This window comes from Paracoccaceae bacterium, from assembly GCA_033344815.1.
GTDB lineage: Bacteria > Pseudomonadota > Alphaproteobacteria > Rhodobacterales > Rhodobacteraceae > Roseobacter.
In genome coordinates, this window is sequence record JAWPMR010000001.1 from 486,679 (window position 1) to 509,322 (window position 22,644).

General features: G+C 57.7%; 19 protein-coding genes and 1 riboswitch. Of the genes, 4 read left to right on the plus strand and 15 right to left on the minus strand.

Features of this window, described 5'->3' with window-relative positions:
- Positions 1 to 191: 191 nt before the first annotated feature.
- From R8G34_02330 to R8G34_02340, 3 genes are all read left to right on the plus strand, one after another.
- A complete protein-coding gene (locus R8G34_02330) occupies positions 192 to 2,012 on the plus strand; it encodes a glycerophosphodiester phosphodiesterase (GenBank protein MDW3221716.1) in 1,821 nt (606 codons plus the stop codon).
- A complete protein-coding gene (locus R8G34_02335; protein ID MDW3221717.1) occupies positions 1,999 to 2,586 on the plus strand; it encodes a hypothetical protein in 588 nt (195 codons plus the stop codon). The genes R8G34_02330 and R8G34_02335 overlap by 14 nt, the downstream gene beginning before the upstream one ends.
- 242 nt (positions 2,587 to 2,828) lie before the next feature.
- The gene (locus R8G34_02340; protein MDW3221718.1) at positions 2,829 to 5,105 is read left to right on the plus strand and encodes a mechanosensitive ion channel; all 2,277 of its coding nucleotides are present in this window, start codon (positions 2,829 to 2,831) and stop codon (positions 5,103 to 5,105) included.
- Positions 5,106 to 5,142: 37 nt separating this feature from the next.
- On the opposite strand, the gene R8G34_02345 is transcribed toward R8G34_02340, so the two are convergent.
- The 10 genes from R8G34_02345 to cbiE all read right to left on the minus strand — a co-directional run bounded on the left by R8G34_02345 (position 5,143) and on the right by cbiE (position 15,388).
- Positions 5,143 to 6,687 carry a phospholipase D family protein gene (locus R8G34_02345; GenBank protein ID MDW3221719.1) on the minus strand — a complete coding sequence of 515 codons (1,545 nt, stop codon included), beginning with the start codon at positions 6,685 to 6,687 and terminating at the stop codon, positions 5,143 to 5,145.
- Between the two features lie 127 nt (positions 6,688 to 6,814).
- The gene (locus R8G34_02350; protein ID MDW3221720.1) at positions 6,815 to 7,711 is read right to left on the minus strand and encodes a DUF2950 family protein; all 897 of its coding nucleotides are present in this window, start codon (positions 7,709 to 7,711) and stop codon (positions 6,815 to 6,817) included.
- Positions 7,712 to 7,714: 3 nt separating this feature from the next.
- Positions 7,715 to 8,992 carry a DUF3300 domain-containing protein gene (locus tag R8G34_02355; protein ID MDW3221721.1) on the minus strand — a complete coding sequence of 426 codons (1,278 nt, stop codon included), beginning with the start codon at positions 8,990 to 8,992 and terminating at the stop codon, positions 7,715 to 7,717.
- 261 nt (positions 8,993 to 9,253) lie between these two features.
- A complete protein-coding gene (gene cobF / locus R8G34_02360) occupies positions 9,254 to 9,994 on the minus strand; it encodes a precorrin-6A synthase (deacetylating) (GenBank protein MDW3221722.1) in 741 nt (246 codons plus the stop codon).
- 63 nt (positions 9,995 to 10,057) lie between these two features.
- Entirely contained in the window at positions 10,058 to 10,735 is a 678-nt protein-coding gene (locus R8G34_02365) for an energy-coupling factor ABC transporter permease (protein ID MDW3221723.1), read from the minus strand.
- A gap of 51 nt (positions 10,736 to 10,786) precedes the next feature.
- Positions 10,787 to 10,970: riboswitch (cobalamin riboswitch) on the minus strand.
- A gap of 34 nt (positions 10,971 to 11,004) precedes the next feature.
- The gene (gene cobA, locus R8G34_02370; GenBank protein MDW3221724.1) at positions 11,005 to 11,724 is read right to left on the minus strand and encodes a uroporphyrinogen-III C-methyltransferase; all 720 of its coding nucleotides are present in this window, start codon (positions 11,722 to 11,724) and stop codon (positions 11,005 to 11,007) included.
- On the minus strand, positions 11,721 to 13,040 hold the full coding sequence (locus tag R8G34_02375; protein ID MDW3221725.1) for a cobyrinate a,c-diamide synthase: 1,320 nt from the start codon (positions 13,038 to 13,040) through the stop codon (positions 11,721 to 11,723). Before R8G34_02375 ends, cobA begins: the two co-directional genes overlap by 4 nt.
- Positions 13,033 to 13,827 (minus strand): precorrin-4 C(11)-methyltransferase, encoded by a 795-nt coding sequence (gene cobM / locus R8G34_02380; protein ID MDW3221726.1) that lies wholly within the window; start codon positions 13,825 to 13,827, stop codon positions 13,033 to 13,035. The genes R8G34_02375 and cobM overlap by 8 nt, the downstream gene beginning before the upstream one ends.
- Positions 13,824 to 14,192, minus strand: a complete 369-nt coding sequence (locus R8G34_02385) for a cobalamin biosynthesis protein (GenBank protein ID MDW3221727.1) — start codon at positions 14,190 to 14,192, stop codon at positions 13,824 to 13,826. Before R8G34_02385 ends, cobM begins: the two co-directional genes overlap by 4 nt.
- Entirely contained in the window at positions 14,189 to 15,388 is a 1,200-nt protein-coding gene (cbiE, locus tag R8G34_02390) for a precorrin-6y C5,15-methyltransferase (decarboxylating) subunit CbiE (protein ID MDW3221728.1), read from the minus strand. Before cbiE ends, R8G34_02385 begins: the two co-directional genes overlap by 4 nt.
- Between cbiE and R8G34_02395 the strand changes: the two genes are divergently transcribed.
- Entirely contained in the window at positions 15,387 to 16,142 is a 756-nt protein-coding gene (locus R8G34_02395) for a cobalt-precorrin-6A reductase (GenBank protein ID MDW3221729.1), read from the plus strand. The two genes, cbiE and R8G34_02395, sit on opposite strands and share 2 nt — an antisense overlap.
- On the opposite strand, the gene cobJ is transcribed toward R8G34_02395, so the two are convergent.
- Genes cobJ through cobN form a run of 5 tightly spaced genes read right to left on the minus strand, consistent with a single transcriptional unit; the run spans position 16,115 to position 22,641 of the window.
- Positions 16,115 to 16,867, minus strand: coding sequence for a precorrin-3B C(17)-methyltransferase (gene cobJ / locus R8G34_02400; GenBank protein MDW3221730.1), 753 nt, complete (start codon positions 16,865 to 16,867; stop codon positions 16,115 to 16,117). The two genes, R8G34_02395 and cobJ, sit on opposite strands and share 28 nt — an antisense overlap.
- Positions 16,864 to 17,592 carry a precorrin-2 C(20)-methyltransferase gene (gene cobI, locus R8G34_02405; GenBank protein ID MDW3221731.1) on the minus strand — a complete coding sequence of 243 codons (729 nt, stop codon included), beginning with the start codon at positions 17,590 to 17,592 and terminating at the stop codon, positions 16,864 to 16,866. The genes cobJ and cobI overlap by 4 nt, the downstream gene beginning before the upstream one ends.
- The gene (locus tag R8G34_02410) at positions 17,589 to 18,218 is read right to left on the minus strand and encodes a precorrin-8X methylmutase (protein ID MDW3221732.1); all 630 of its coding nucleotides are present in this window, start codon (positions 18,216 to 18,218) and stop codon (positions 17,589 to 17,591) included. The genes cobI and R8G34_02410 overlap by 4 nt, the downstream gene beginning before the upstream one ends.
- Entirely contained in the window at positions 18,215 to 19,351 is a 1,137-nt protein-coding gene (locus R8G34_02415; GenBank protein MDW3221733.1) for a cobalamin biosynthesis protein CobG, read from the minus strand. The genes R8G34_02410 and R8G34_02415 overlap by 4 nt, the downstream gene beginning before the upstream one ends.
- Positions 19,348 to 22,641 carry a cobaltochelatase subunit CobN gene (gene cobN, locus R8G34_02420; protein ID MDW3221734.1) on the minus strand — a complete coding sequence of 1,098 codons (3,294 nt, stop codon included), beginning with the start codon at positions 22,639 to 22,641 and terminating at the stop codon, positions 19,348 to 19,350. The genes R8G34_02415 and cobN overlap by 4 nt, the downstream gene beginning before the upstream one ends.
- Positions 22,642 to 22,644: the final 3 nt, after the last annotated feature.

The window sequence follows — 22,644 nt, forward strand, 5'->3', positions numbered from 1 at the left end:
CGGCGAGCTCGCTAAGAATGGGACGCGATTCCAACTTTTAATCAGTATGATGCAATGCAAATCCTCAAACAGAGTGACAAAAAACCTCTACGGCCAATGCTCTTTTGTGCGTGTAAAAATACTTCATGACGCCGGGGGTTTGACGAGCTACGGTGCAGATCGATACGCAAGGCAAGGAAGAAAGACCAGTCATGCCCGTTCTTCAAGCCTTTTTGGACACATGGGCGCGACGCGGCGTGGTGGTACCGATCTTCATTGCTGTGCGCGTGCTGAGCCTTGCAATCCTGATACCCGCCACCACGCTCATTGTGGGATTTGCCATATCGCTATCGGGCCAGTCAGCATTGACGGATCAGGCAATTGCGCATTTCTTTGTTTCCCCGTTGGGCCTGCCCGTATTTTTATTCATCGCAGCCGTGCTGCTAGTCGGATCGGTGATTGGCCTTGCCGCAATGACCGTGGATCTCACACAAGAAAACGCATCAACCGCAGCCGCGCTCAAATCCACATTTGCTCTGCTGGCGCGTCGCCTGCCCGCGCTTATTCAATATGCCGTCCGGCTCGTGATACGCATCCTTTTGATCGTCGCGCCAGTCGCCATAGCCTCGCTATTGATCGCACAAAACCTGTTCGGGCAATATGACATCAATTTTTACCTGTCCACACACCCACCCGAATTTCTGATCGGCGCAGGGATCATTGCGGGTTTGATGGCCATCATGGGCGTCATACTGTTGAACCGCCTGCTGTTGTGGGCCGTTTCCCTGCACTGCGTCTTGTTGGATGGCGTGACGCCGCGCGCATCCTTTGAGGAAAGCGCGCAGATCATGCGGGGAAAGCGCTTGCGTTTGCTCAAGACACTGGCTCTGTGGTTCGCCATTCGCACGCTGCTTGCGCTGTGCATTGCTTTGATCTTTGAGTGGCTGATCAGCGACGGTGCCGCCTTGGCAGGCACCGGGTTTCGCATAAAACTGACCATCGCACTTGGTCTCGGAGCGCTGTGGAGCCTTTGCAGCATGGTGTTGGGCGCCATTTCGCTGGGAGCTTTGGCCCGCCTTTTGTACCAAGTTCAGTCCCAATTGCGCCATCGCGCACCTGTTCAAGGCAGCCCATTGATGTCTACGGGGCGGTTGGCCGCAGGTCTCATCGGGTTGGTTGTCTTTGGTCTGGTGGCCGGCGGAGTGATGATCAACAGCGTGCAGACAAATCCCACGGTGGAAGTCATTGCGCACCGGGGCGCAGCGGGCGCGCGGCCGGAAAATACATTGGCATCAATACGAAAAGCAATTGAGGACGGCGCCGACTGGGTGGAGATTGACGTCCAAGAAACGGCTGATGGCGATGTGGTCGTCATGCACGACAGCGATTTCATGAAAATTGCCGGAGTAGATCTGAAGATATGGGAGGCCACGCGCGCGCAGTTGGATGACATTGACATCGGCAGTTGGTTTGATCCGGTCTACGCCGGCGAACGCACCCCGATGCTCGCAGACGTTCTTGAAATCACACGTGACAAAGCGCAGTTGCTGATCGAACTGAAGTACTACGGCCATGACACGTCCCTTGAGGAACGCACTATTGCCCTTGTCGAAAACGCAGGTCTGGCGGATCAGGTTGCCACCATGTCTCTGAAGTACCCGGCCGTCACCAAGATGAAGCAACTGCGTCCGGAGTGGCGTGCAGGCGTGCTCGCAGCCACTGCCATAGGGGATCTGTCGAGACTGGATGCTGATTTCATTGCTGTAAGCACGAATATGGCGGGGCCAAGACTGGTCCGTTCGGCGCGCAGACAGGGCAAGAAACTCTATGTCTGGACGGTGAACGATCCGCTTGAGATGTCGGCGATGATGTCATTGGGTGTGGATGGAATCATCACGGACGAGCCCGGCATGGCACGCCAAGTCATGCAGGTTCGTTCAGAGCTGAGCACACCGGAACGGCTGTTTGTGCTTTTGGCAGAACGTTTTGGTCTGACCCAAGACGCCGGAGAATATCGTGATGATGCACCTTAAGGCATGTGCCACGTTTCTGGTGGCGTCTGTCCCCATCGCCGCTGTGTCCCAAACAGCAACGAGCATTGGCGAAATGGCGGAACTACCTGCACACCAAACACTTATGACAATGATCCCCGATGGCCCATTGGCCGAATTTACGACCGATGGTTGTAGCGGCGGCATGTCAGACATCTGGTCCGCCAGTGCTGCCAAGTTCCCTGAATGGGCAAAAAGCCAAGGGGAAAAACCACCCTGGGAAGCCTGTTGCGTGAGCCATGATCGCGCCTATCACAATGCCGCTGGCGCAACCGACGCCAAAAAGAGCTTTGATGCCCGCAGGAGTGCGGATGAAACCCTGCGCAGTTGCGTTCTGACACAAGGCACGCGCGACAGAGCCGCACTGGCGCAGCGCTTTGATGTAAGCGGCACAACCATTGACACGGCCTATGCCGGGATCGCTCAGGCGATGTATCTCGCTGTCCGTTTGGGGGGTGGGCCTTGTTCCGGACTGCCATGGCGCTGGGGATATGGCTTTCCCAATTGCTCCATCCTGCATCGCGCATGGCCAAGCTTGGGATCGAAAGAGGACTAACGGGAGTGATCTCCTCGCGCACACAGACAATATTTTTTTGCAACCAGAACGTTAGAGAACTTGAGTATTTGTAAAAAGCCATTAAGGGTCGCGACGGGACATTTTCGGCTCGGTCACAACAAAATGCGCTAGCGACAACAAGCAAGCAACGCGCACCGGGTCAGGAAAAATCGGTTTCGCTGCGTGACCTTCATGCTGCGGATATGGTGATAAAATAAAAAACTCGCTGCGGGGACACGCTCATGAAACACGCTTTTGAATTCTTTTTTGTGCTGCTTACTGCGTGTTTCATCACCTCTGCAGCGCAGGCACAGGTCGCTTTGCCGGGATCAGGGGGGAGTGAAACAGAAGCTGCGGCAGACCCGGAACTCGACAGCCCTGCCGCCGTGCGCGAGATGGTTGCCACCATGTCAGACGATCAGGTGCGGCAAATGCTGCTGGATCGCCTTGATGCTGTGGCCGCGGCAGAAGCCGAAGTCAGCAGTGCACAGCCAACGTTTTCGGACATCTTGAGTGACACATGGGAAGCGTTTTACCGGCCCAATCTCGAAGTTCTCCAAGTCGTGCCCACATTGTTGGCCAAGCAAGTCGAAGCGTTTTCGAATTTCCTGAGCACATTTGGGGCGGCAGGCATTCTGACCTTGCTGGGATTGACGGCTGTCGCTCTTGCCGCCGGGTACGCCGCAGAACGTGGCGTGCTGGCGATTTTCCAACGCCGTCACAGCGATGCCGTCGACCCGGATACCAGCTCGCTTGCGAGCACCCTTGGGTTTCTGGTGCGCAGGCTTTGGCGCGAAATTCTGGGCCTCGTCGTTTTCTATGTGGTTACGCGGGCAGTCGGGCAACTGCTTTTGACGCCTGAACAAATCGCAGTCGTCGCACCAGCAGTAAGAAACGTCATTCTCATTCCACGTGTTGCGGCAGCCTTGTTGCGTTTCGCACTGGCACCCAAACAACCAATGTACCGGCTGGTCAGTGTCGATGACGCATGGGCTGCGTTCTTTTACCGGCACTTCTTTTACCTGTCGCTGCTGATGGGTGTTGGGTTCTTTGTCATGGCTTTCAACATTCGCTTTGGCGTGCCCTTGTCCGAAACCCGCATTGGTGCATGGTTTGGCTTCGCCTTCCACGTTTATATCATTGCGATTGCCTGGTATGGCAGAGAAGGCCTCACCAAAATGATGCTTGGCACGGACCCTGATCGCACCGCATTTGATGCGCAGCTCGCCTATGCTTACCCGATCTTTGCTATTGTTGCTTCGGCTATGACGTGGGCTGCGGCAAACATCGTGGCCGGATATGGCCATTATGGTTTGCTGTCCTCTGCCCCACACCTCAAGACAATGTTCTGGTTGCTGCTGACACCCCTGATAGACACCGCAATTCGCGGGTTGGTTCGCCATTTGCAACCGCCGATGATTGGCACCGGCGCCGTGGCGGAGCAGGCACATAAAGCCAACAAACGCAGCCTGGTCCGCATTGGGCGTGTTGTTGCCCTCGGCGCGATTGCCTTGATCATTGCCGGAACATGGAACATCAACCTGTCCAATGTGGGCGCGACAGATGGGGGCTCGTCCCTGGCCGGCAACATCGTCGAGTTTATCATTATCGCTGCGGTCGGCTACGTCATCTATGAGCTGACCTCGCTTTGGATCAACCGTCGCCTGACGCGTGAGAACAGTTCGGCATTGACCTCCGATCAGGAAGCCGGCGAAGGCGGTGGCGCCGGAGGATCGCGTCTGGCGACCGTCCTGCCATTGGTGCTGATGGCGGCGCAAGCAGCGATTGCGACGATCTTTGTCCTGCTGGCTGTGGGAAGCCTCGGGATCGACATCACGCCGCTGCTGGCCGGTGCTGGTATCCTTGGTCTGGCCATTGGTTTTGGCGCGCAAAAACTGGTAACCGATATTGTGTCCGGCGTTTTCTTCCTGATCGATGATGCCTTCCGTGTCGGAGAATACGTCGATGTCGGCGGCACCATGGGGGCGGTGGAAAAGATCTCAATCCGCTCGATGCAACTGCGCCATCACCGCGGAAACGTGCACACGATACCCTATGGCAGCATTGAGAAGGTCACCAACTTCAGCCGCGACTGGGTGATCATGAAACTGATGTTCACCGTTCCCTTCGATACAGATCCCAATCGGGTCAAGAAAATCTTCAAGAAGATCGGCGCTGAGATGCTCGAAGATCCCCTGTTCAAGGATGATTTCCTTGAGCCTTTCAAAAGTCAGGGCGTCTTCCAGTTTGACGATGTGGGCATTGTGATGCGCGGTAAGTTCATGGCCAAACCGGGCACGCAATTCACCATTCGCAAGGAAATCTATAATCGCGTGCGCAACGAATTCAAAGCCAACGGGATCGAATTTGCGCGCCGCGAAGTGCGCGTTGATATTCCCGGGATGGAAGACATCGAGCATCTGGATGAGACAGGTAAGGCTGCTGTACAGGCCGCAGCCTCCAGCGCGGTGGATCAACAAATCGCGCACCAGGAAGCTGAAGCGGCCGCCAAGAAATAGCGCAATGCCGCGCGGTTACCCGCTGCGCGGCCTGTGCCTAAAGCTGTTTACCGATGGGCAAGACACCAAACAAGCGCGCCATAAACATCCGCCACGCAGATGAAACCGGTTCGGAGAGATACAGCACACGCTGGCCGTTTTCTTCCGTCCCAAGCCAGTTGATCGTGCCTTTTTCGTCCAGGGACAATTCGTAGGCCGCCAGCGGCAGGTTTTTCTCAAAAGCGTCCACAACGCGCTGCGCCAGAGCTGGCGCTTCGATGAGCACGCCCATTTCGGTGTTGATGTTGATGGATCGCGGATCCCAGTTTACTGACCCCACAAAGACATACCGGCGATCGATAATGAAAGCCTTGGTATGCAGTCCGGATTGGGACAATCCCAGTTTCAGGCGCTCGCGATCCGAACGCGTGCGATCTGATCGCAGTTCCCACAATTCGACTCCGGACGCCAACAGCGGCCTGCGAGACCGGGCGTAATGACCATACACCGGCAATACGTCGTTGGAATCCACCGAGTTTGTCAGAATTGTCACATCAACCCCCCGCGCCTCCAGATCGGCCAACGCTGTTTCGCCCTGAGTCCGCGGTACGAAATAGGCAGAGGCGACATAGATGCTTTTTTCAGCACCTTGCATGTAGGGACGCATCATGTCCCTGATAATGGGCAAGCCTTGCGTGTCACCGGATATCTTCTCAGGCGGATCAGACATGAGCCTGTAGGCCGCCCAGTTCAGTTTCAGGGTGCTGCGTCGCAGGGATTGATTGAACTCATGATCAAGTGCCGCGCCATATTCGGTCTTGCTGGCTTTTTCTGCCAGATCGGCCAGCACCACACGCGCATAGTCGGGCGTGAGTTCGGTGTCGCGCGACCGCACAACCACCTCTGCGGGAACCGCATAGGGGCTGTTCCAATAGGCGTCAAAGTCATTGGAAACATCTGTCGCCACCGGTCCCACACCAAGCACATCGAGATCATCGTAATTGCTGCGTTCGTTGGCTGCGAAATACTCCGCCCCGATGTTGCGCCCGCCGACAATTGTGACCGCGTTGTCAAAGGTCATGGACTTGTTATGCATCCGGTGGTTGATGCGGTTGAAATCCAGCACCGCATTCAACGCCTTGCCACGTTCGCGCCAGAATGGATTGAACAGCCTGATTTGGACGTTCGGATGGTCGTTCAACGAGGCCGTCATCGCATCGTAGCCGGATGTATCCATGTCATCGATGAGCAATCGAACACGTACGCCCCGATCCGCAGCTTTCAAAAGTTCGGATGCAAAAAGATGTCCCGCCACATCATCATGCACCAGATAATACTGGGCATCTATGGATCTTTCGGCACGTCTGGACAGACCAATGCGTGCACCAAGGGCCTCGGGACCGTCCGACAAAAGGTAAAACCCGGATCGCCCGTCGCGTGGATCCCCCAAATCGCGGGCCTTTTGCGCCAGAAATGTCGACTCTGTTTTTGTGATCGCCTTGCTTGGGGTGCGCGCATAATCCTTTGGTATCGGCGTACAGGCGCCCAGGCCAAGACTTAAAGTCAATAGTGCTATTCCTATGACGGACTGTCGTTTTCTCATCCGGTCGCTCTCTTGTGGGGTATTCCGCACAAAACCAAACCTAGCCTTGCCAGGCTGGTGAATGGCTTATGCGTGCAGTCTGATCTGGCAGCGCTTGGATTGTGGTACAGGGCTTTTTGCAGAGGCACTATTGAACGGGGCTCCAGTCCGCCGTTGGATCATAGGCCGTCATTTCCGCAGCAAGGTCCAACGTATCCTCCCCCAGAACAGCCTCCAGCACGACCCCATTTTCGGAGACCATAAAGCTGTGGATACCCGTTTCACCATAGATCGCCGGGACCGCCAGCAAGGCATGTCCCCCAAGCATGTTGCCATTGATCTGATATTCCATCGCCCCGCCCGGTGCTGCATCCGATTGCGACGTCAGAATGCGAAAGTAGTAACCGGCGTAAGGTTCAGGCGCGTGGTCCGTTTCGCCATCGCTGAACCCCTCAGCCGACGCTCGCGCAAACAGCTCCCCAAACAGAGCGTCCGGCCCGGGCCAAAACAATCCGTCACGCATTTCAGGCGAGCTGGAAATGATCGTGCTGGCAAATTCCATTACACCGTCACCATCGCGATCCTGGGAACGAAACAATGCTTGAACATCGACATAGGCGCGCAACAATTCCACCACGTCCAGCTCATTCAGGCCAATCTCTCTGGCCTCGACTTCTGCGCGGCCGGTTTCGATGTCGAAGGCCCAGGTGTCCCCGGTCCTGGCCACGGGAATTGGGAACGGCCAGCCGTCCACTCCAAGTGCGATGAGCACCGCGCCGTCCTCTTGCGGCACAAGGCGATACCCCTCGCGATACAGCTCCAGCAATGCTTGACGATTGGCGGCGTCTTCCGCCGGGTCGCCGTCCGACAGAAAGTCGCGCGACGCCTCACCGAACACTTTCAGCGCTGCTCCGTCCCCCTCTTTCAGTGCTGTCATCATGGTTTCCAGCGCTTCCTGAGGAGTGGCAAATTGCATTGGTTCCGCGCTCAGACCGGTGGCAAGGCAACACGTCAAAACGAATGATTTGAAGGAAAATTTTTGCATGTCCTACCTCCGCCCTTTGATTTTACGCGCCCCGGCGCCGCCGCGTTTGGACCCGGCCCTTGCTCTCGGCGCTGCGGCGCGCTTATGCGTGGCTTTGGGTTTCTTATGTGCGATCTTCTTGGGTGCGGTTGCCTTGCGCACCGGCGATTTCTTGACGGCAGGTTTTTTTATCGCAGGTTTGGCTTTCGCAGTTCGGTTTGCAGCCTTGGCCACGCCTTGCTTCTTGGGCAATGTCTTTTTGACTGCAGCGGCAGACGCGGCACCGCCGGGGAGCGAGATATCTGCTGCACCGGATTTTGAGGATAGCTTATTGCGCAAATCATCCGACCGGGTCTGCGGTTTATTGATGGGCAATTTGGTTTTGCCGGCCTCGTCCCGCTTGTTCGAAATCTTGTTACGTGCTTCGTTCTTGCGATTGTCATCCGCTTTCCAACCCCCGTCAGGCCGGCGGTCCGGGCGATTGCCCAGATCAACAGAATTCCCGATATTTACGTTTCCATCCACATCAATGTCGATGTCGGGTCGCGGATAAATCGGCCCGCCACCCCATCCACCGCAATTGCGACACCCCCAATAGTTGTTCCAGTCATCGTCATCATCGAAAATGGCATCAATCAGAGCGAATGTGCCAAAGGCAATCGCGCCCGTCACAATGGCGTCGCCGACCACATTGCTGTTGTTTTGTGCATAGACGACCTGCGGGTCATATTGCGGGACATAAACCACCTCAGGCGATGCCGGTTGGATAATCACTTCTTCCTCTTCGGTGACTTCCACTGTCTGTTCTTCACCGCTGATCAGTGCGCCGCTGTTGATGGCTTGGGTTCGCATGGTTTGTATCGCCACCATTACGTCGTCTGATTGCGCCAGCATTGCGTCCCCGACGGTTTCCGTCCACTCAATATGCGTGGCCATATCGGCGAGCACATCCGGAAAGGCTTTGGCGAGCACAGCAACACTCTCGTCCCATTCCTCCGCATCGACGGCCGCCTCAATCACCTCCGGCTCAGCACCCTCGTTCGTCGCCAGCAACCGATCCCCTTTGACAACCTGCAAGGGGTTTGTGGCTGCGACTAGAATTTGAATAAGCAAGGTATCAGGATAGAGCGCAACAGGAGCCACAAGGTTTTCCAGTTCGGCCTGCGTCAACAGGTTCGCTTCATCACCGTCAACGTCCGAGGCGGCCTCGGTTGTCTCCGTGGCATCCGTCGTTTGCGCACTCAAAACAGCGGGCGTTGCCGCCAAAAGTGTTACCATAAAAAGCACGCCAGCGGTCTTCACGCCGTGCTCCCATTTCCACGCAATTTCATGCACAGACTATCCCCCATTTTTTTTGACCTGAGTGGATGGAAGTCACCCCGAGAGTATTAGTCGGGCCCACACCGCAATCAGTCACTGACTGCCAATCAAACGCAGTGTTGCAAGAAAAGCAATTGTAAGTTGAGCACCGCTCGCCTCATCGCCGATCGGACGGGCCAAAAAATTGGAACCATTGCCGCGATGAAAACGGTTCGACAGAAAAACAGTGCTTCAACACGACTCTCAGTCACAGGTGCTGAGGAGATAAGTGTCCATGATCCAGCCGTGCTGTTCTCTGGCATTTTGACGTTTTTCCACGATACGTGCTCCGACTTCAGACAGCGGCCCGTGATCCAGAATTTCCTCGGGCATTCCCAGATAAGCGCCCCACCAGATTTTGAGATCATTCTGTGGAAGTGTTTGAAACGCGGCCTCGCCATCCAACATGACCACAACCCGTGTTGCGCCTGTCGGCCAACCATGATCGCGCAGCTGCCGCCCGGTTGTGATAACAACCGGCCCGTTGACGGTATTCAACGGTATTGCATGTGCCGCTGTCAGGGCCTGAATGGCCGTCACGCCGGGGACGACCCTGATGTCAGGCTGGGGTTTCAAACGTCGGGCAATCCGCATTGTGCTGTCATAAAGCGATGGATCGCCCCAGACCAGAAGAGCAACCGGCCCCGTTCGGGGGGCGTCGCCGAGGGCGGCCTGCCAGCGTTGTGCAATTGCTTCATGCCAGCGTTCCACCCGTTCAAGGTAGGGCAGTTCCGGGTTACGGACCGGGTATTCAAAAGGGATAATCTCGGCCTTGGATCCGCTGACGGCAATAATCCGGTGGCGCAATTCAGCAAGATCATCTTTGCCCGGCCCCTTATGGGGCACCAGAATAACTGCGGCATCACGAATTGCGGCCATGCCCTGCCCGGTCACATGATCCGGTGATCCGGTGCCGATCCCCACCAGCCAAAGCGTTTCGATCAAAGGTAAAACCTCACAAAAAATCCCGGACCCCGCTCAGGGATCCGGGACAGGATTTTCAAGCGCTCAAGAAGCGTTATACAGGCGCTGTGTGAACAGGTCGGCTAGCTTGCCAGACCGCGCAGCCTTGGCAGCGGCCAGCACAGCGAGGTCTGCGATTGGCTCAATCAGGACCACCAGCATATAGGCGGCACCGAAGGTCAGGACCGATTGGAACGTATCGGCACCGACACCCTGACCGTAAAACGCCCAGAATGCGACCCAAGCGACAACACCGCCCTGATACATCGCAGACAGCTTGAACACATCCGCATAGGCCAGATCGACGTAAGCCTTGTCTTCGGGAATGAAGCGGTTCGCCAGCGCGCTGATCGCAAAAAGCGGCACCAGCAAAGTGGTCACGTTCACAAAGAACATCGGTAGGTCGCTTGGCGCGAAAAACGCGCCTTGAATCAACAATCCAAGCGCCAGGCCAAGAGCTGCTGGAGCCGCGCCCATCAACAGGAACAAGGTCGTGCCCAGAATGAAATGAACTTCAGAGATGCCAACGGCAAAATGCGGCATGACTTCGAAGAATATAAACGTCCCGATCATTGCGAGCACTGTGCGCAGACCAAATGACACGAAGCTGTGCCCTTTCAGATCGTCGATCGCCAGCTTGGCGGTGTATCCGGCGGCACCTGCTGCTGTTGCGTAGGCAAAGACCATCTTGGCTCCGTCGACCACGCCCGGTTCGATATGCATGTTGTTTTCCTTTCTGTGCTGCCCCTCCGGCAGCGAATGATCCGTGACCTCACGGGGTTATGGTTCTACGGCAGGTCTCCTGACTTGCGGGTCATAGCGCTTGGGTCCTTCCCAGCCTTTCGGCCAGTGGGTCTTGCCGTTGCGCTCGCCGCTTACAGTTGCGGGGGCAGTCTGAGCCTCTCACTCAGTTCCCTTTTCAGCTACAGAATGTAGCACCGTGTTTCATTGGTATCCTTGATTGCGACGCGCGAACAAGAAAAAAACGACTTTCAAATCCCTGCAAACGGCCCATAAAGGATCAAAGCAGGTTTCTCACCAATTTGATGGCTCAAATCCTCAGCCAGTCTGCTGATTGTCGTCCGCGTGATCTGTTGTTCGGGCCCGCTGACACTTTCCGCGAGAATCGCAGGTGTATCTCCGGGCAGCCCCTTTGCGATCAGCGCCTCAACCAGCTTGGGAAAGGTCCGCTTACCCATGAAGACCACAGTCGAGGCCGATGCGTCAGCCAACGCCTCAAGGTTCAGATCTTCGGGAAGTGCGCCGGTCACATCATGACCCGTCACGAATTGCACCCGGCGCGATGTGAGGCGTCTCGTCAGGGGAATACCAGCCGCCGCTGCCGCCGCAAAAGCCGACGGCACACCGGGGATGATTTCGTAAGGAATCCCCGCGTCCTGCAGCGCGACCAGTTCTTCTTCGAGGCGGCCAAAAAGCCCGCTGTCACCCGATTTAAGTCGCACAACGCGTTGATTGAGCTGGGCGTATTCAACCAGCAAACGGCTGACGTGGCGCTGTTTTGGAGAGGGGCGTCCGGCGCGTTTGCCGACCCCGACCAGATCCGCGCCGGGTTTTGCATGTGTCAGGATGGGCCCTGAGGAGAGATCATCAAACAGCACCGCATCCGCACGTTTCAAACGGTCCACGGCCTTGAGCGTCAGTAATTCGGGGTCCCCGGGGCCGGACCCGACAAAGCTTACGAAACCAGTCACACGCGTTCTTCCGCCGTGATCAGATGAAAGAATGTCCCGGAGACATTGCCGCGATAGGACCCCGTCTCGGGTACCGGATTGCCATCTGCATCAGCCACCTGTGCCAAAGGTGCATCGGGCTGTTCCAGAATGGTCGAATAATGAAACTCATGACCGCGTAGCGCTGCGCCGGGGTTGTGTCCCGGCAGGGCGGCATCCAAAATGGCGCGCCGATAGCCAAGGTGAAACTTGCGCTTTTCATAGCTGGTCACAAGACCCAGCAATCCGGCCATCTGGTGGGCAACGCCCTCTTTGTCGATCAATGTTTCGCCAAGGGCCATATAGCCGCCGCACTCGCCGTGTACAGGGCGCGTTTCAGCGTGCTTTTTCAATCCAATCAAAAACCTATCTGCACCAGCTAAAGTGCCCGCGTTGAGTTCGGGATACCCTCCCGGCAACCAGACAAGATCAGCCGTTGCATCAGGCGCTTCATTGGAAAGCGGCGAAAACGGCAGGATTTCTGCACCTGCCCTGCGCCACCCTTCCAGCACATGCGGATAAGTAAAGGAAAAGGCCGCGTCTTGCGCCAGAGCAATCCGCTGGGCGGGCGGATCGGGTAGCTTTGCATCACCGTGTTTGGGAATTTGACCGCGGGCGGCTGCGCGAATGGCGTCAATGTCCACATGCTCTCGCAGAAAAGTGGCATAACCTGCAATGGCCGCATCCAGATCCGGGTGTTCAACTGCTTGGATCAAACCCAAATGCCGTTCCGGCAGGCTTAGATCTCCACGACGCGGTAAAACGCCCAAAACCGTTAGCCCTGCATTTTCCATACCCAAGCGCGCAAGGCGTTCATGGCGCGGCGAGGCACAGCGGTTCAGGATCACCCCGGCAAAAGGCACATCCGGATTGTAGGCTTGAAAACCCATCGCTGTGGCGGCAGCGGATTGCGCCTGACCACTGACATCAACCACCAGAACCACAGGCCACCCCATGCGCTGTGCGGTCTCAGCACTGCTGCCAAATCCGGCCTGTCCACGCGTGGCTACCCCGTCATAGAGCCCCATGGACCCTTCGGCGACACAGATCTCAGCACCCTGTGCCTGACCCGAAATGGCCGCCAGCAAATTTGGCCCCATTGCCCAACTGTCCAGATTGAACGACGCGCGCCCGCTCGCGGCATGGTGAAACGCGGGATCAATATAGTCGGGTCCGGATTTGAAGGGTTGTACGCGCAGACCATCATCGGCCAGCGCCCGTAAAAGACCCAACATTACAGTGGTTTTGCCCGTCCCCGAAGAGGGCGCGGATATCATGATCCCCGGCATATCAGTCATCATTATGGTTCCAACTTGCCCAAGGGCTTTCCGCACTCTGGGGACGGTATCGACGATCATAATCCGCAGCATACAGGCAGCTTTCATCGAAACCCTCGCCGGCCAATGCGGGACCGACCAAGATCAATGCTGTGCGCGATATGCCATCATCCAATGCCTGTGCAATATCGCTGAGGGTGCTGCGGATGATACGTTCATCTGGCCAACTGGCGCGGTAGACCACCGCCACTGGACATTCAGCGCCATAGGCGGGCAACAGTTCTGCGACGACCGTGTCGATGTTCTGGATCGAGAGGTGGATCGCCAATGTGGCTCCGGTTGCTGCGAAATTACTGAGTGTTTCGACCTCTGGCATGGATGAGGCTCGACCCGATGTGCGGGTTAATACAACAGACTGGGCCAGCCCGGGAAGCGTCAATTCCGCCCCAAGGGATGCGGCCGCTGCAGCAAAAGATGGCACGCCCGGCGTCACCGAGACAGGAATGTTCAGATCCCGCAGCCTGCGCATTTGCTCGCCCATGGCCGACCAGACAGACAGATCGCCAGAATGCAGCCGCGCCACATCCTGACCCGCCGCATGGGCCGTGACGATTGCCTCGATGATGTCATCAAGCGCCATGGAGGCCGTATTGACGATTTCGGCACCTTCCGGGCAATGCGTCAGAATGGCCTCAGGCACCAAAGACCCGGCAAAAAGGCATACGGGGCAAGACGCGATCAGATCACGACCGCGCAGCGTTAAAAGGTCCGGCGCGCCAGGACCTGCGCCAATAAAATGTACTGTCATGATGTCTCCCTGACCGCCAAAGCGCAGGTGGCCAGCCTGTCCGCTGAAACATGCCTTTCGGTCATTAAACGTGCGCCGGGACCCGCTGCTGACAGCGCCGCGGCCTCTGCGACGGATCCAACGCCGCGCTCCGCAAGAGATTTCAGCGATTGTGTGAGCGTATTTTGCTGGGTGAGCATATCTGCAGGCACGGCCTTGATCGGCAGGTCGATCTCATCAGAAAACAAGCGAAACACTTCTGTGGTTGCTTTGTCATCCGACGTCGCAATCGCATCCGGGCGCGCAGCCACGCAAGCCCTATCAAAAGCGTCTTGCAAGCTGCCAAGGGTGGCGTCTTTCTTGAACCCAAATCCCGCAACGATCATAGTGTTACACTCCATTGCACAATAGGATAGCTGGCTTTCCAACCGCGCCGGGACCCCAGTGGCTCGGCATGTGACAGGGCCACGCGCATCAGATCGCCGCCTTGCTGAACTTGCGTTGCGACCAGCAAGGCTTCCGTCTCAAGCGTCACGGCATTGGCCACAATGCGTGTGCCCGCGCCCAGGTTGTCATAGATCCAGTCTAGCAGATGTTGTGACAAACCGCCGCCAATAAAAACAGCGTCGGGTTTTTCGAGACCCATCAAAGCGTCTGGCGCGGAACCGGTGATGATCTTCAGACGATCCACCCCAAGTCGCGCGGCATTTGCAGCGATACGCTCGGCGCGCTCACGGCGGGGTTCAATTGTGGTCGCGCGCAAGGTTGGGTGCGACAAAAGCCATTCAATCCCAATAGACCCTGATCCACCACCGATGTCCCAAAGATGTTCGAACGGCACGGGCGCGAGTGCGGATAACGTCAAGGCGCGAATGGGGCGTTTTGTGATCTGACCATCGCTGTCAAACCAATCATCCGCGCGTCCAGTGGCAACCGGCAAAACACGTGCGCTGCCTGAGATTTCGCAGGCGACACAAACGGGGTGTTGATACTCCAAGTCAGGCAAAGCACTGGCCCGCCCGGTGCTCACACGCTCTCGCGGTCCGCCAATGGCTTCAAAAACATGCAACGCACTATCCGGGAACCCCTCTGACGTCAGATAGGTTGCAAGGTCGCCCACTGCCACACCATCCCGCAGCAGCACAATCACCTGTACGCCCTGCGCCAGATCGGGTCGCAACCGGCTTAGAGGTGCTGCGTGCAATCCGACACAATGTGATTTCTCCAACGACCACCCCAGACGGTTGGCCACCAGCGAAAACGTTGAAGGTGCCGGGTAACTTTGCCACTCCTGCGGCTCTATATGAGGCGCCAGCGTTGCCCCCGCCCCATACCAAAACGGATCGCCCGACGCCAAAACGACGACCCGCCGCCCCCGCAAGGCGATCAAACGCTCAATGCCTTCCGAGAATGGCACCGGCCATGTGATCACTTCAGCATTCAAATCCCCCAACAGCGCAAGGTGGCGCGCGGGCCCCATAACTATTTCGGCCGCCGCGAGCGCACTACGGCTTGCGGATGCCAGCCCTTTGAGGCCATCTTCGCCCAAGCCGATTATTGTTAACCAAGGGGTCTCAGACATGACGCCAAACCTGCTCGTTCTTGGTGGTACTACCGAAGCCACAGCGCTGTGTCGCGTATTGGCTGAACGTGGCTTGCAAGCCACGATCTCTTTTGCCGGACGTGTCGCGCGCCCGGTGCGCCAACCCCTGCCCCAACGCGTCGGAGGATTTGGCGGCGTTAACGGTCTCACGGGGTATCTGACGGCTCAAAACATCACGCATGTGGTCGATGCCACACACCCTTTTGCCGCGCAGATGAGCCGAAATGCCATGACCGCTTGCGCGCGCGCGGACATACCGCTGGTCGCGCTGACCCGCTCGCCTTGGGTGGCTGACTCCGGGGATCGCTGGGCCTGCGTGCCAGACATGGATGCCGCCGTTGATGCGCTCGACAGACCCAAAGAACATGTCATGTTGGCCATAGGACGCATGCATCTGATGGATTTCGCCCCGCATCCGCAGCATTTCTATCTGTTGCGCCTTGTGGATCCACCTGAAATCACACCGCCGTTTCCCGACCACCGCATTGTGGTGGATCGAGGCCCGTTCAGCCTGCAAGGCGATCTTGATCTGATGCGCGCGCACAACATTTCGCTGGTTGTTTCCAAAAACTCGGGCGGTACAGGGGCTTATGCCAAACTCCTTGCGGCGCGTCAGTTGGATTTGCCCGTGATCATGATCGACCGCCCCCAATTGCCGCAACGCCAGGAATTGCATAGCGCCGAGGCCGTTTTGGATTGGATTGCTCATGCCTCCACCGATCTTGGCGTATAGACAATCGGCGCGCCGTTACGGACGATCATCCGGGTCGTAGAGGATCCAACAATCACCATGGTGCGCATATCGGCCATCTCCGGGCGCGCCTCTGGCAACGGCACGATCCGAATATTCTGCTCTGGTGTGGAGACAGCGCGCGCGAAAATCACCGGGCGCGCATCCGCGCAGGCCTCTTTGAGAATATCGAGGGTTCTGACAAACCCCTCGGGGCGCGATTTGGAGCGCGGGTTGTAAAACGCCATGGCAAAATCCGCCTCAGCTGCGAGGCGCAATCGCTTTTCGATCATGGACCACGGTTTCAGATTATCGCTGAGGTTTATGGCACAAAAATCATGCCCCAGCGGCGCCCCTGCTGCGGCAGCCGCTGCCAGCATCGCGGTGATGCCGGGGGCCACGCGAATATCGAGATTGCGCCAGGCGGCAGGCCCGGCCTCAACGGCTTCATAGACCGCGGCCGCCATGGCAAAGACGCCGGGATCACCAGAGGACACAACCACGACGCGCGCGCCCCGTGCGGCCAATTCCAGCGCATGTTTTGAGCGATCCATTTCCACGCGATTGTCCGTGGCATGCAATGTCAGCCCGTCTCTCGGAGCCACACGCGCCACATAAGGAATGTAACCGACAACATCCGTTGCCGTGTCTAAAGCATGGCGCACCTCTGGCGTGATCAGGTTTTCGGCACCCGGACCAAGGCCCGCGATCACCAACCAGCCGCTCATGGCCGGCGCCCCTGCCCGTGTACGACTATGATCGAAAAATAAGGGGTGATTTTGTCGCCCGCCTCGGCCAGCTTTTGCACAGTCTGGTTTGGCATACTGGCGAATTCGATCAACCAAGCGGTGTCAAATTTGCCCGCTTGCTTCAGGGCTGATTTGACTTTTTCAATGTGGCGCCCGATTTTCATCACGACAATGGCATCGCTTTGGGTCATTTGGTCCACCAGCGTGTCTTCGGGCAATGTTCCCATCATGACCGTCAGAATATCATCCCCCCAGGTCACGGGTTGGCCCGTGGCGGTCCAGGCACCGGACATACCCGTTATGGCAGGTACGACCTCAACCGGCACCACATCTTTCAAGCGCATGTAAATATGCATGAAAGATCCGAAAAAGAACGGATCTCCCTCACACAAGACCACCACATCCTTACCGTTTTGGATCAGGGCGCGCAGATGATCCACGCAATCGGTGTAAAAGGCGGATAGCGCCGCGTTGTACCCCGGGTCACTGACCGGAATTTCGGTGGTAACCGGGTATTCCATTGGAAACTCGACGGCCTCATCATGCAGCATGCCTTCAACAATGCGTCGTGCCTGGCCTGATCGACCCGCTTTGCGAAAAAACGCGACATGGCGCGCCGAGCGCAGCAACCTATCGGCCCGCACGCTCATCAGATCGGGATCGCCGGGCCCAAGGCCCACGCCGTAAAGTGTGCCTGTGCTCATTCTGCGCGGCTCGCAATTGCGTTGATTGCCGCGACAGTGATGGCGCTGCCGCCCAAGCGCCCCTGCACGATGCAGCAAGGCACGGGCTGATCCGCCCAAAGCGCGTCTTTGCTCTCGACTGCGCCGACAAAACCAACCGGACATCCGATGATTGCCGCCGGTCGCGGGCAGTCGGGGTCTTGCAACATGTTCAGCAAATGAAACAAGGCTGTCGGTGCATTGCCAATCGCGACCAGCGCGCCCGCCAGATGGGGGCGCCAAAGCTCCAACGCCGCTGCGGACCGGGTGTTTTGCATTTCAGCCGCCAAGGGGCGGACCTGCGCGTCATGCAATGTGCAGATGACTTCGTTTTCAACAGGCAAGCGCGTGCGCGTCACCCCTTCGCTGACCATGCGCGCGTCACATAGGATCGGTGCGCCCGCCTCAAGGGCTGCGCGCGCAGTGGTCGCAAAACCAGGTGAAAACCGGATGTGTTTTTCCAGACCCACCATACCAGCCGCATGGATCATGCGCACCGCGACCTGCTCTTCGTCGGGTGCAAAAGCGGCAAGTTCAGCCTCGGATCGGATCATCGCAAAAGACTGTTTGTAGATGGCTGCGCCGTCGGTCTGGTAGGTGTAGGTCATCTTTGGCCTGTCAATTCCGCCTTGAGGTCATCAGGCGTGAGCCCTGTTTTTTCAGGGGCATCCCATGCATGTCCGTTTGAAACAAGATCAAAACGTCCCTGATTACCCACAAACGTTGTGTTTGCCTCGGATTTGCGGGCGCAGCCTTTGGCGCATCCGGAAATATGCAGGCTGCCGTTTGATCGTGTTGCAAGGTCGCGCGCCAGATCTCTTGTTGGAACGGTCGCGCTGGCGCAAAAAGGCGCGCCGGGGCAGGCATCGACATGCAGCAACGGATCATCCGGTTTCGTAACAAAGGTCGTCGTGTCCAGCGACGCAACACCTTCGAGGAGAAACAACCGCCAGGGCGTAATACGCAGCGCAGGCGCCCCTGTCTGCTGCATCAGATTGGCAAGCTCGGCAGAGTCCAACTGCCCAAAAGCGGCACCAAGCAAAAAGCCCTGTTGGCAAGGCCCCGGCACCAGAGGATTTGCTGGTTCAAGCGGCGCAATCGCTGTCCAGTCCGCCGGCAAATCGCGCGCTGCCACGACATCCGCCATTCTGCGTTGTTCTGGCGTTCGATGCGCGGCAAACCACTGCGCCATGTCATGTACGGCACTCACGGCTGTGTCCCGCGTGACCGCCCGCCCGCGCGCCGCACCTTGCGCGCGGACAATCAAGCCATCGCAACCGCGTTCAATACGAATATCGCCAGAGGTCTGCGTCAACAAAGGCGCTTCACATGCCTCAATCGAAAATCCAAACTTCGCTGGCAATTCAGGTAGTTGCGACAGTGTGTTCATCAAGTCGCGACACAGCGAAACGGTGTCATCTCCCATCGCCCAGAAAGGCGTGATCACAATGTTGCGGCGGCTTTCGGTCTCCGCTTGATCATCCAACAAGTTCAAATCGGCCAAAGCGGATAGCAGGTTATCCAGACGCGCTTGCTGCACACCGCGAATCTGTATGTTGGCTCGGTTGGTAAGGTCCAGAAACCCGTTGCCAAATTCCTGTGACAACGCGCATAGTCCAAACACCTGTGCGCTGTCCAGCCGGGCGAAAAATGGCCGCACGCGCACGATCAGCCCGTCGCCCGACATCATGGGCCGATACGCCCCCGGGCACCACCCCTTGACAGCGGAGGTGTTGTTCACTGTGCCGCCTCAAGACCCGCAAGGATGGAATTTCGGCGGGTTTGCCACAGGCCCGCGGCATGCAGTTCGCCAAACCTTTGCACCATGGCTTCGCGCGCTTCGGGATTGGCATCCTGCAAAAAATGATCGGTGTCCTCATGACCCAAGGTCGCATCGTGATAAAGATCGAACAGATGCGGCGACACAGCCCCCGCCAAATGCGCAAAAGCCGCCATATGATCCAAGGTCGCGGCAATCTCAGCAGCACCTCGAAACCCATGCGCCCGCATGCCTTTGATCCATGCTGGGTTCGCTGCGCGGGCCTGCACCACACGGGCGATTTCTTCGGGCAGTGCGCGGGCACGCGGGCGATCAGGATTGGTGTTGTCCAGATGATAAAGTGACGATTGCCCGCCCGTGACCGCTTGCGCAGCGGCGAAACCGGCCTCATGGGCGGCATAGTCCGCGGCCAATAACAGATCCGTTTCCGGCAAGTCCTGCGCATGTACAAATGTGTCTGCCTGTGCGACGCGGTCCCGAATGCCTTGATCGTGTTTTTCGACTTTTTCACCGTCCAAGGCCCAGGCGCTGGCCTTCAGCCAAGCTTCTCCAGCCGCTTTGCGCCCCTCTGCTGTGAAAGTTTGCGCAGCATCGCTCATGCCAACGCCGAAACTCCCCGGTGCCGGACCATAGACCCGCGCAAGATCAGAACCCTCAACATAAGGGTTCCAATCAGGCGCCTCATCACGCGCAGCCAAGGCCCGCACGGCTTGGGCAAAAAGGGCCGAAAGCGTTGGAAACACATCGCGAAACAGTCCTGACACCCGCAAGGTCACGTCAATCCGAGGGCGATCCAGATCCGTGATCGGCAAAACCTCGATGCCCGATACCCGTTCAGATCCCGCATCCCAGATGGGCCGCACGCCCAGCAGATGCAACGCCATGGCGAAGTCCTCACCGGCAGTGCGCATGGTTGCAGAGCCCCAGAGATCAACGATGAGACCTCGCGGCCAATCACCTGCGTCCTGTAGCTGCCGACGGACCAATTCCTCAGCCAGCTTGACGCCTTGAGCATAGGCCGCCCGTGTGGGGACGGACCTTGGATCCGTGGTGTAAAGGTTACGTCCGGTTGGCAGTACATCCCTGCGTCCGCGATAGGGTGACCCGGAGGGACCGGGCGCAATACGGCGTCCCTCCAAAGCGTCCAGAAGCGCGCGTTGTTCTGCCGTGCTGGAGGATGCCGTTTCAAAACCGCTCTGATTTTGCGTTGCACGCCCCCAGATGTGAAGCCCTTCGCCAAACTGGCTTTCTTTGATGTCACAGACAAATCGGTCGATGCGTGTAATCGCCTCGGCACTACAAGCCGCGCGCGCCAATCCAAGATCATCCTCCACCCCCAAGGCTTGCGCCTCCAGACGGATATCTTCCTGCAAGCGGTCCCGCCGCCTGGGGTCCAGACCGTCAGCATTCGAGAATTCATCCAGCAGGGCTTCCAGTCGTACCAATTTTTCGGGCGTCCCACTGTCCCGCATTGGCGGCGGGATATGTCCCAAAGTGACCGCACCAATACGACGTTTGGCTTGCGCCGCTTCGCCCGGATCATTGACGATGAATGGATAGATGACCGGCAAGGCCCCGGTAAGCACCTCGGGCCAACAGGTTTCAGAGAGAGCCACGGATTTACCAGGCAGCCATTCCAAGGTGCCATGCGCGCCAATGTGCACCAGCGCATCCATCTGCGATTGGAGCCAGAGGTAGAACGCCACATAGGCGTGGCGCGGCGTGCGCGATAGATCGTGATACTCATCACCCCGGTTCTTTGGCGTGCCGCGTTCAGGTTGCAACGCAACCATGACCTTGCCGCATTGGATTGCGGAAAAATGGAACGCGCTATCTTCTATATCGGGGTCGTTTTCGGGTGGACCCCAGGCGTCATGCAAATCCTGCTGCAATGCGCTGGGTAGGTTTTCCAGTGCCTTTTGATAGTCCGAAAGCGCCCATGCCTGAGACCGCGCAAGTAACCTCTGAGGCAGATCTGACCCTGGCACCGTGGTGTCATATCCCGCCTCAGTCAGGTCCTGCAAGATCGCCTGCGCAGAGGCCGGTGCATCCAAACCCACCGCGTGGCCCATGTTCCAGTCTTTGCCCGGATAGGTAGACAAAACCAGCGCGATGTGGCGGTCGCGCGCAGGTGTTTCTGCCAGTGTAAGCCAACCATGCACCCGGTCTGCCGTGGCGGCAACACGCGCGGTTTCCGGTCGGTGCCCAAAGCGGGAATACTCAAGGTCCGGGTCTCGCAATCCCGGCTCTTTGAACGAGACCACACCGCCCATGATCCGACCATCCACTTCGGGCAAGACAACATGCATTGCCAGATCAGAGGGAGACAGCCCGCGTTCGGCACCCGCCCAGGCTTTGCGCGTCGAGGTGGCAAGAGCCACTTGAAACACTGGAACATTACTTGCATCCAGCGGCGATGACCCATCCGCGCCTTTTCCACTAAAGGCCGTTGCATTCACAATAGCTGCGGGCTTTAGATGTGCGATTTGACGTCGGAGCCAAGTGGCCGCTTGTGGGGCCTTCAATGAGGGCGCAAAAAGCCCGATTACTTGGTACCCACGAGATCTGAATGCCTCGAAAAGCGCCGCAATCGGTGCCAAATCCGCCGCCACCAGATACGAGCGATAGAATGTAATGGCGATGAGTGGCGTCGACACGTTGGTCTGCGCCAGAACGGGACAGGTCACGCCGTGCTCTGGCGTCCAAGCTCCAACGGAGGGCAAAACCTTCGATCCACTGACCGGCCCCGCATAGAGGCCTGCGGCCAGCGACAATTGCGCCAGTGCTGCCTGCGCTGCAATCGCGCCGCCCGTATCACATAAATGCGCCAACCGGCGCAAAGTGGACACAGGGAGCGTGGAAAATTCATCAAGGCGCGCGTCAACCCGACCGTCCGCTGGCAATACTGCCAATGCTATTCCCTTGCGCTTTGCCAATGTGCAAACCTGTTGCAAACCATAGGCCCAATAAGGCACGCCACCGATCAAGCGGATCAGGATGCCTTTGGCCCCCTCAAGCGTCTGCTCGACATAGGTATCCACCGACAAGGGATGTTTGAGGGCCACCAGATTGGCCAGCCGTAAGGTGGGCATTTTGGCCACCGCTCCGCCCCCGCGTCGCCAGCCTTCCGCGAAAGCCCCAAGGTCGCTGTCCGAAAACGACAACACCACCAGATCCGCAGTCGTCTGACCCAGATCCATTGGCGTCTCGGTTTCTTCCAACCCATGACTTTCGCGGAATACGACGTGCATTGT

What these genes read in the sequence shown, in the direction of transcription:
- R8G34_02330 (MDW3221716.1), top strand. Translation starts at nt 192, where the DNA reads ATGCCCGTTCTTCAAGCCTTTTTGGACACATGGGCGCGACGCGGCGTG.
- R8G34_02335 (MDW3221717.1), top strand. Translation starts at nt 1,999, where the DNA reads ATGATGCACCTTAAGGCATGTGCCACGTTTCTGGTGGCGTCTGTCCCC.
- R8G34_02340 (MDW3221718.1), top strand. Translation starts at nt 2,829, where the DNA reads ATGAAACACGCTTTTGAATTCTTTTTTGTGCTGCTTACTGCGTGTTTC.
- R8G34_02345 (MDW3221719.1), bottom strand. Translation starts at nt 6,687, where the DNA reads ATGAGAAAACGACAGTCCGTCATAGGAATAGCACTATTGACTTTAAGT.
- R8G34_02350 (MDW3221720.1), bottom strand. Translation starts at nt 7,711, where the DNA reads ATGCAAAAATTTTCCTTCAAATCATTCGTTTTGACGTGTTGCCTTGCC.
- R8G34_02365 (MDW3221723.1), bottom strand. Translation starts at nt 10,735, where the DNA reads ATGCATATCGAACCGGGCGTGGTCGACGGAGCCAAGATGGTCTTTGCC.
- R8G34_02375 (MDW3221725.1), bottom strand. Translation starts at nt 13,040, where the DNA reads ATGACTGATATGCCGGGGATCATGATATCCGCGCCCTCTTCGGGGACG.
- cobM (MDW3221726.1), bottom strand. Translation starts at nt 13,827, where the DNA reads ATGACAGTACATTTTATTGGCGCAGGTCCTGGCGCGCCGGACCTTTTA.
- R8G34_02385 (MDW3221727.1), bottom strand. Translation starts at nt 14,192, where the DNA reads ATGATCGTTGCGGGATTTGGGTTCAAGAAAGACGCCACCCTTGGCAGC.
- R8G34_02395 (MDW3221729.1), top strand. Translation starts at nt 15,387, where the DNA reads ATGACGCCAAACCTGCTCGTTCTTGGTGGTACTACCGAAGCCACAGCG.
- cbiE (MDW3221728.1), bottom strand. Translation starts at nt 15,388, where the DNA reads ATGTCTGAGACCCCTTGGTTAACAATAATCGGCTTGGGCGAAGATGGC.
- cobJ (MDW3221730.1), bottom strand. Translation starts at nt 16,867, where the DNA reads ATGAGCGGCTGGTTGGTGATCGCGGGCCTTGGTCCGGGTGCCGAAAAC.
- cobI (MDW3221731.1), bottom strand. Translation starts at nt 17,592, where the DNA reads ATGAGCACAGGCACACTTTACGGCGTGGGCCTTGGGCCCGGCGATCCC.
- R8G34_02410 (MDW3221732.1), bottom strand. Translation starts at nt 18,218, where the DNA reads ATGACCTACACCTACCAGACCGACGGCGCAGCCATCTACAAACAGTCT.
- cobN (MDW3221734.1), bottom strand. Translation starts at nt 22,641, where the DNA reads ATGCACGTCGTATTCCGCGAAAGTCATGGGTTGGAAGAAACCGAGACG.